The organism is Chamaesiphon sp. VAR_69_metabat_338, assembly GCF_031423935.1.
In the GTDB taxonomy this organism is placed as follows: domain Bacteria; phylum Cyanobacteriota; class Cyanobacteriia; order Cyanobacteriales; family Chamaesiphonaceae; genus Chamaesiphon.
Map to the genome: position 1 here is coordinate 1 of NZ_JANPGM010000537.1, position 8,502 is coordinate 8,502.

Here is an 8,502-nt window from a genome sequence, read left to right on the forward strand (position 1 = left end):
CCCGATGCAAATAACGGATTAGCCACAGAGAGCTTCATTGTTTGTATCGATCCGATGACTTTTGACAAGCAGAGATTGGTAAAACAACTAGGAAGATTAGATACTAAAAACATCTGTCAAGTTCAGTTAATTTTACGTGCTTATCTAGAGCTAGATTGTGTGGATAGCGATTTAGAGGATTCGTCGGATCTTCGTAACTAGAGTTACATCAAAAGTGATAACATCAACGGCAATGGTCGTATTCAACGCCTGAGTTGGTATTGACAGTTAATGTGAGGAGTTTGACAACAATTATGACTATGCCCGATCGACGCATCCAGCCAAAACTAGCCATAGCGATGGCATTATTGACGACTATTACCAGCTTACTGGCGACCAGTTGTACCGGCCCCAACGCGAAAACAGGTGGCACCGGCGGCACTACACCGACAGCCAGCACTGCACCCAGCGAGGGTGGTGGCAGTCAAGGTTTAAAAATTGGTACCCTATTATCGAGCACTGGCGACTTAGCTTCGATCGCGCAACCGCTACCTCTAGCTGTCGAAATGGCGATCGATACCGTCAATAGTTGTGGTGGCATTAATGGCGCACCCGTTACCCTAGTTTCTCAAGACGACCAAAGCGACCCCAGTGCTGGTGCGGAGGCAATGACCAGGCTGACAGAAGTAGATAAGGTTGCTGGTGTCGTCGGTGCCTTTGGGAGTGGTATTTCTACCGCCGCCGCTAATGTTGCCATCAAAAATAAGGTGATGATTGTTTCACCTGGTAGCACCAGTCCGGTATTCACAGTTGAAGCCAAAAAGGGTACATATCAAGGTTATTGGGCGCGGACTGCTCCGCCAGATACATATCAAGCCCAAGCAATGGCACAGTTAGCCCGCAAGAAAGGGTTCACCAAAGTAGCGACGATCGCCATTAATAACGACTACGGCGTCGGCTTTGAAAAAGAATTCGTCGCTGCCTTCAAAAAATTGGGCGGTATCGTTACAAATGAAGCTAAACCCACTCGTTACGATGCCAAAGGAACGACCTTTTCATCTGAAGTTAAAGCCGCCTTTGAAGGCAAACCTCAAGCGATCGCAGCTCTAGTCTACCCAGATACTGGCTCCATCCTACTCAAAGATGCTTACGAACAAGGCTTGAGCAAAGGTGTCACGATTATGTTGCCCGATGGTGCCTACTCGCCAAAATTCCCCGATCAGGTCGGTAAAACAGCCGATGGTAAATTTATCATCGACGGCGCGATCGGTACCGTTCCTGGGGCACATGGCAAGGCTCTAGACGACTTTAATAAAAAGTGGTTGGCTTCTGGTAAACCCCTCACCGCTTATCTCCAACACTCTTGGGATGCAGCAGCCTTAATCATGCTGGCAGCGCAATCAGCCAAAACCAATACGGGCGAGGGCATTGCTAGCAAAATTCGCGAAGTAGCTGGCGGCCCTGGCGAGGAAGTTTCCGATCTGTGTCAAGCAATTACCTTGCTCAAAGCTGGTAAAAAAATCAACTACCAAGGTGCCAGCGGTAACGTCGATATCGATGCTCAAGGCGATGTGGTCGGTACTTATGACATTTGGCAAGTCCAACCCGATGGCAGCCTCAAAACGATCGACCAAGTAAATATCGCTGGAGCTGGCGGAGGAGCCGCTCCCAAGGTTGAAGCTAAACCTGCCGATAAGCCTAAAGGTGATGCCAAACCTGCTGCCGCACCAGGTAAAAAAGGTTAATTGCGATCGTCCGCCTCTGCATGTAGTCAGGATTAACGCTCTTCACATGTAGTGTCAGATTCGATTTCCTACGGAACGCTACGCCATCGACTAGCATCTAGGGTATTTAGGTTGAATTAATTCAGTCTAAATACCCGATCTGGGGTGTGCGGTGGAAAAGTGTCCGTATAATACCCCATTTCTCCGGTATTAGGTGGAAATTTGTCCATCTAACTAACCTAAGCGGGGGTATTAGACTGATGCTGTCAGTCTAAATAATAGCTCGACCGCTTCGTTTACAGGTGATAGTAGTTGAAAGATTTCTCGTTGGTAGTTGAGGTGTTGTTCCCGAAAGTTGGCTGATATTGACAAATATCAAATCAGTGCTAAATTGTAGTCGATCTAAGAAACTCTCTGGCATCAATGATTATTTGGTTAAACGGAGCTTTTGGTATTGGCAAAACCCAAACCGCCTTCGAGTTACACAGCCGAATCCCTGGGAGCTTTATATTCGATCCTGAGCAAATTGGCTTTTTCCTCCGCCGAATAGTACCGCCAGAAGTCTGTGTAGAAGATTTTCAAAATCATCGCATATGGCGCGAATTTACCTATCAAGGGTTGAAATATGTGGCTGAGAACTTTACGGGAACGATTGTTGTTCCAATGACTGTTGTCGATCCGCTTTACTACGATCAGACAGTGGGTGCATTGAGGCGCGAGGGCTTACAGGTGAATCATTTCACATTGCTTGCTTCTCGCGATACGATCCTTCGTCGATTGCGGCGACGGGGTGATGGCAGTAATTCTTGGAATGCACGTCAACTGGATCGCTGCTTGCAATCTTTGTCAGATGAGAAATTTGCAGTTCATCTTAATACGGAAGGCAAATCAATTGAGGTTGTTGCTGAGGAAATTGCTCATTATGCAGGTCTCGATCTCAAACCTCCGACTTGGTATCCAGTTCTACGTCCTCTAAAACGAATGTTTATACAAATACGCCATATCCGCTTGTAATTTAGTTGTTTGTAGCGATCGCGGTCGAATAAGTCGATGAAGCGGACAGTTGGGAGATATGGGTGAGGTTGCAAAGGTTATCTGCTGCCGCTTATCTTGGTCGTTAACCAAAATTAAGATTATGCAACGTCTTTGGCTGGAGTGCGATCGCAGCCACACATGCTAGAGGCGATCGCCAAGGTTAAAATAAAGGGACACAGTTGAAACGAGGCAAAGCTAATGGCCGTTAGACAACCCCGCTACAGCAAAGAAGAATTTGCCCAGCGTGGCGATGCACTCTATGAGTCGCAGATTCGATCGCAAATTGACGAAGAAGGCGATCGTGGGAAGATTGTTGCGATCGATCTTGAAACTGGAGCCTTTGAAATCGATGCCAGTGAAATTGCTGCTTGCGATCGACTTGAAGCTAGTCACCCTGAAGCTCAAATCTGGATGGTTCGCATTGGTTCCCGCTATGTTCGTCGATTTGGCGGACGCACGAAAAGAGCCGTATGATTATTGGAATTGTCAATGCAGACTTTGAGCCAATTATTCCACTTTCGATCTGTAGTTCCGATGGCAAAGTTTATCCCCAGGAGGCGATTGTTGACACTGGTTTCAATGGTTGGCTTTCACTGCCTCCCGATTTAATAGCTGAGCTGACTCTAAAATGGAAGAGGCGAGGTAGAGCTATTCTTGGTGACGGCACTGAATGTGTTTTCGATGTCTATGAAGCAGTTTTAGTGTGGGATGGAAATATGCTGACAATCCCAATTGATGAAGCTGATTCAGAACCACTTGTCGGAATGTCGTTGATGGAAGGCTATCAGCTAACGGTACAAGTATTTGAGGGCGGTCATGTTGAACTCAGCCAATTAAACATGGTCTAACAAACCCGTATTTTGCTTAATTCAGAGTTTTCAGCAGATTTTCAGCCGATCGAATCAAATCTCGATTCTTGCGATAGTTATAGCGAGGGGATGCTTTCAATCGCGCCAGCATCGTGGTGAGATAACTTTTGGCAGCTACTTTGTCGCCATCCCGATCGAGCGCAATTTTGGCGAGCAATAAGAACGATTCTGAATGACTCCACCGTTTGACATCGAAATCGAGATGTTCCTTAGCTACCGACCATTGTTGCAGTTCGTACAGGCATTTACCATATAGTAACGAGGCTTCCCCGCGTTTATATTCACTATCTCGATCGAGTAAATCTTCCAAAGATGTGCGCGCAGCAGCGAAATTTTGACGTTGCATTTCGATCGTCGCACATCCCCACAACGCATGCGTATTACCTGGCTCTTTCTCGATTGCCGATCGATAGGCTTCTAATGCTCGATCGACATTGTCCATCTCCATCAACACATTACCCAAAGTCACGTACTGATGGGATTTGCCGATATTGACTACACCTGCTTCCGCATTCCACAAGGCGTCCTTCATCGTCCAGCGTTTGAAAAAGCTGGGGACGGGCAGATTTAGATATGGTAACTTGCGCGCCACAAAATAAATAACTGCGCCAGGAAAATTGAGCATAATCAATAACCACATCCAGTTAGAACCCTTCGGCTCATTGCGGATGCAGTCAAACAGCATGAGCATCCAGAAACCTTGGGATACAAAAGCGATCGCGGATGTGAGCATTGTGGCTGTCTCCTCAGTCAACAATTAAGGTTCGCTCACATTATTCAACGAGCGACTGGACGAAACCGGAGACAATTGTGACAAAATTCTCAAAATTCGATCGGGATTTATCGAAATTCATCGTTCTATATCCATTACCAAATCTCGTCGCCCTTACCCCGCCAGATCCTCCGGCTCTGGCTCCCCTCTCCCAAACTTGGGAGCGGCGCATCGAACGGGAGGTTCCCTCCCGTTTGTGTGCGACAAGAGAGAGGGGTTGGGGGTGAGGGCTAGAGAATACCGCCAATATCAAAAGTTTTTAACTGGATTTAAGATAATATCTCATCATCGATCTACAGACGGCAAAATCACAAGATTGCTTGCAATTTCTAACTGAATCTTATTTTTACTGACTACCTCCTTCCAAGTTTCATAACCTGCTGGCGGAAGATACTTATTCGCTAATGAATCATACTTGCCCTCAACACCGGTCATCACGCCGATCGCATTAGTTGCGGCTGCTTTGACACCATCATCGGTCGATCGAGCACCGATATAGAAATCATTTCCCGGCCAAGATACATGATCCCATGCGACAAAACTAAAGAGTTCGCAATCGCTAAAATCATCTCCCTCTTCTGCATAGGTTTGGGGTAAGCATAGCTGCGGTTTGTTGGCATTTTCTTTTAATAAAGGTCGCACCAATAAACTAATACCATCGATCTCGATTCGATCGTTATTGCATTCGCTATATGGATCGTAGTAAACAGTTTTAATGTGCGAAAACTTATCGCTATGAGTTTGTAAAAATTTCACTAATGTTTTTTGCAATTGGGCACCCAATTGTCCGCTAAATACACCAGCAAATTGTCCGCATCCCATACCTGGAATCGTTATTAATGCCTGACGCTCGTTCTGTTTGGCTCGATCGTTAATATAGCTAAATGCTGGTAATAATCTCCGCTCGTAGAGTCGATAATATCCGTCTGCATCAATCTCATCATTAGTAGTAACCTCTTCCCAGTCCACAGGAGTAATGTTATTTCCATTGAGTAACAGTGCTCCTGGAGTGAAAATCAGTGTCGCGGCAAATGGTAAATCATGTAGATCGGGACTGCGATGTTTGCCATTATCATAGACAGTGACGGGAGTGACGATGCTCAGATCGCCTAAGATCGATAACTCATCTTGGTTCCAATCAATGCCATTACCATAAACTGCTGATTCGGCGAAAATTTGCGGACGCTTAGTTCTTACTAACAGTTCGATAAATTCTGGAATAGTAATCCGATCGAGATCGAGATCTTTTAATCGATGGTGTAAATATTCACCAGCTTTATTGCCAGCTTTGAGTCGATCGAGATACGCGCTCGCTTTGTGCTTTGTTTCAGGATGGACTAGAGTAAGATAATTTTTCATGTATTTTAAATTAATCAAAATAGCGATCGATCCTCAATTACATCCTCATGCATCCGATCGGGGCGAGGAACGATAAAATAATGATGTAACGCTGACTGACTCATCGATCGCTAGATATCGACGATCGCCAGTTACTGACAACTCGTTCGGAAATTTTGTTTAGCATCGATGATTAATTACCTCAAAGGCACTGCCATTCAGATCCAGACACCGGCTAACAATCGGACGATTTTGGTCTTGGAGGTAAACCAAATTGGCTATGAATTGCAAGTAACCCAGCGGATGGCGATCGAAACCGCGATCGATACCGAAATTCAGGTGTTTACCCATCAACAGGTGCGGGAAGATGCGATCTCATTGTATGGGTTTAGTTCGGCAGCCGAGCGAGATTTATTTCGCCAACTAATAAGTGTCAGTGGGGTTGGTGCAAGTTTGGCGATCGCTTTATTAGACAAACTAGGACTCGCCGATACCGTCTCGGCGATCGTCACTAGCAATATCCAACGCCTATCTACAGCTCCAGGCGTCGGCAAAAAAACTGCCGAACGATTGGCTCTAGAACTGCGGAGCAAGCTCGGACAATGGCGGGTAGCATCGGGTTTGAGCGAAGCACTGCCGCTAACTAGTTTAAATGCCACAATGCAAGCCGAAGTTGAGATGACATTATTAGCATTAGGGTATACAAATGATGAAATTCGCCAAGCTTTACAAGCGATTAGTCAAGATACTTTGATGGTCAAAAGTCAAAACATCGAAGACTGGCTGCGCCTAGCGATTGCAAGCATCCAATAGCGCGATGTGTTACCGATCGTCGCCCCTAGTATGGTATTCTAATGGTTGGCTTTTATCGTCATAGTTAGCATCGGTTCTACCGTCCAGACACCGCACGTTATTTACATCTAAACTAGACACTAGCCACCAAAGTTATAATTTAAAACTGTTTTACATGTCCTCATCACCCCAGTCTGAAGATTTTGATGATGCTGAGTTAGTTGTCCTCAAAGATGAAGGGGGGCGAGAACTGCCTTGCTACATCGAAAGAGAACTCGAACTCGATGGCAAGACATATTTGCTATTGTTGCCCCAAAATGCACCAATTGAAATTTTTGCTTGGGATGAAGAAGATGATGTTACGGAACTAGTTTCGATCGAAGAAGAGGACGAAATCGATCGGATCTTTGCCGACGCTCATGCTGTCTTATCGGAGCAAAATCTCGCTCTCAAACGCACGGCATTTACCCTCAGTGCAGTCGGGGAATTACCACCTTTAGATCCGACAGAAGTAGTCACGATCGAACTCGATGAAGCTGACGAAAGTTTGGAACCAGAAGAATTTCAAATTTTGGCACGGTTTTATAATGAAGAACAAGAATATGCGATCTGCACCCCGGTAGATCCCTTGTTATTCTTTGGCAAATCCAATGCTAATGGCCCCGTTTCCCTCCTCTCCGAGGAAGAAGCCGAACAACTCCAACCCATGCTTGAAGATATGTTATTGGATGAAATCTAGAACTGGAGGATTACCCTTGAAATCAGCCAAAACTACTCCGAAGTGGTTATTATTCGGCGCGCCAGTTGCCCTAGTGACACTCCTGGGTGGCGGTGGGATGGCATGGTGGAATGGCATCACAGCACCGCCGTCTAACGATGCCAATGCCAAAAGTATCTCGATCCAGATTAAACCAGGTAGCACCGTACAAGCGATCGGGGCAGAACTCGAAGCTAAAGGTGCCATCAAGTCCCAACTAGCTTGGAAACTGTGGACATCTTGGCAAGCCAAGCAGGGCAAAGGCTCCCCCCAAAAAGGTAGCTACGAAGTCTCCCCCAATCAACCGCTATCCGCAGTTGCCTCCCAGATTATGGAAGGCAAAGTAGTCCTCTCTGGATTTACGATCCGCGAGGGCTGGAACATCAAGCAGATGGGCGACTACTTTGAAAAGCAAAATCTCTTCAAAGCTGCCGACTTCATTGCTGCAACCAAAGAAATTCCTAAAGACAAGTTTCCGTGGCTCCCCGACGGACTCCCCCATCTGGAAGGATTTCTGTTTCCCGAAACTTATAAAGTACCTAGCGAGACGATTACCCCCAAAGGTGTCGTAGATCAAATGCTCAAGCAATTCGAGCAAGTTGCCCTACCGGAATATCAAAAAGCGACAGCAACCAATAAGCTCAGTCTGTTGCAATGGGTAAGTTTGTCGAGTGTCGTCGAAAAAGAAGCCGTAGTCCCGATCGAACGTCCGAAGATTGCTGGCGTATTTACCACTAGATTGGCCAAGAATATGCGCCTGGAATCCGATCCGACGGTCGAATACGGTCTGGGTATCAAACAGACTGCCGATCGACCGCTGACTTTTGCTGAAGTTAAGCGACCGAATCCCTATAATACTTACATGAATGCGGGGATTCCCCCCGGCCCGATCGCCAGTCCCGGCATCGGTAGTCTCAAAGCAGTCCTCAATCCTGACAGCACGGATTTACTGTTTTTTGTCGCTAAATATGATGGCACGCATATCTTTAGCAAAACCCTCTCCGAACATGTTGCTGCTACTCAGGCAATTCGCCAGCAGCGGCAATCGGGCAAAAAATAGCTACTCGTATCCCTAGATCGACAAGATCGATCGCCAAATACTTCGGAGACAATTGAGTCTGCGAAGTATTTTTGATGAGCGAGCATTAACGGATGAGTCGGGATGAATAGAATTAGGGCAAACTTAGATCGAGGACGATCTTATCTCAATCCAGCCACAAGTCGTTTCATCCTAGC

At 46.3% G+C, this 8,502-nt stretch carries 9 protein-coding genes and 1 pseudogene; 8 read left to right on the forward strand and 2 right to left on the reverse strand.

The window, feature by feature from the left end; genetic code table 11:
- The 5 genes and pseudogenes from RMO84_RS14800 to RMO84_RS14820 form a co-directional block, all read left to right on the forward strand.
- Nucleotides 1–201 (forward strand): annotated as a pseudogene (locus RMO84_RS14800) (hypothetical protein); the annotation flags it as partial.
- Nucleotides 202–293: 92 nt separating this feature from the next.
- Nucleotides 294–1,724, forward strand: a complete 1,431-nt coding sequence (locus tag RMO84_RS14805) for an ABC transporter substrate-binding protein (protein WP_310489212.1) — start codon at nucleotides 294–296, stop codon at nucleotides 1,722–1,724.
- A gap of 402 nt (nucleotides 1,725–2,126) precedes the next feature.
- A complete protein-coding gene (locus RMO84_RS14810; protein WP_310489213.1) occupies nucleotides 2,127–2,717 on the forward strand; it encodes an AAA family ATPase in 591 nt (196 codons plus the stop codon).
- Nucleotides 2,718–2,936: 219 nt separating this feature from the next.
- Entirely contained in the window at nucleotides 2,937–3,212 is a 276-nt protein-coding gene (locus RMO84_RS14815) for a hypothetical protein (protein WP_310489214.1), read from the forward strand.
- Nucleotides 3,209–3,586, forward strand: coding sequence for a clan AA aspartic protease (locus RMO84_RS14820; protein ID WP_310489215.1), 378 nt, complete (start codon nucleotides 3,209–3,211; stop codon nucleotides 3,584–3,586). Before RMO84_RS14815 ends, RMO84_RS14820 begins: the two co-directional genes overlap by 4 nt.
- A 16-nt stretch (nucleotides 3,587–3,602) precedes the next feature.
- Here RMO84_RS14820 and RMO84_RS14825 read toward each other — a convergent pair whose 3' ends face one another.
- Complete coding sequence (locus RMO84_RS14825) at nucleotides 3,603–4,340, reverse strand: tetratricopeptide repeat protein (protein WP_310489216.1); 738 nt, start codon at nucleotides 4,338–4,340, stop codon at nucleotides 3,603–3,605.
- 324 nt (nucleotides 4,341–4,664) lie between these two features.
- On the reverse strand, nucleotides 4,665–5,738 hold the full coding sequence (locus RMO84_RS14830) for a hypothetical protein (RefSeq protein WP_310489217.1): 1,074 nt from the start codon (nucleotides 5,736–5,738) through the stop codon (nucleotides 4,665–4,667).
- A gap of 168 nt (nucleotides 5,739–5,906) precedes the next feature.
- Between RMO84_RS14830 and ruvA the strand changes: the two genes are divergently transcribed.
- From ruvA to mltG, 3 genes are all read left to right on the forward strand, one after another.
- Nucleotides 5,907–6,530: a Holliday junction branch migration protein RuvA gene (gene ruvA / locus RMO84_RS14835; protein WP_310489218.1), complete on the forward strand. Its 624-nt coding sequence runs from the start codon at nucleotides 5,907–5,909 to the stop codon at nucleotides 6,528–6,530.
- 154 nt (nucleotides 6,531–6,684) lie between these two features.
- Nucleotides 6,685–7,248 (forward strand): DUF3727 domain-containing protein, encoded by a 564-nt coding sequence (locus RMO84_RS14840; protein ID WP_310489219.1) that lies wholly within the window; start codon nucleotides 6,685–6,687, stop codon nucleotides 7,246–7,248.
- A gap of 16 nt (nucleotides 7,249–7,264) precedes the next feature.
- Complete coding sequence (mltG, locus tag RMO84_RS14845) at nucleotides 7,265–8,326, forward strand: endolytic transglycosylase MltG (protein ID WP_310489220.1); 1,062 nt, start codon at nucleotides 7,265–7,267, stop codon at nucleotides 8,324–8,326.
- Nucleotides 8,327–8,502: the final 176 nt, after the last annotated feature.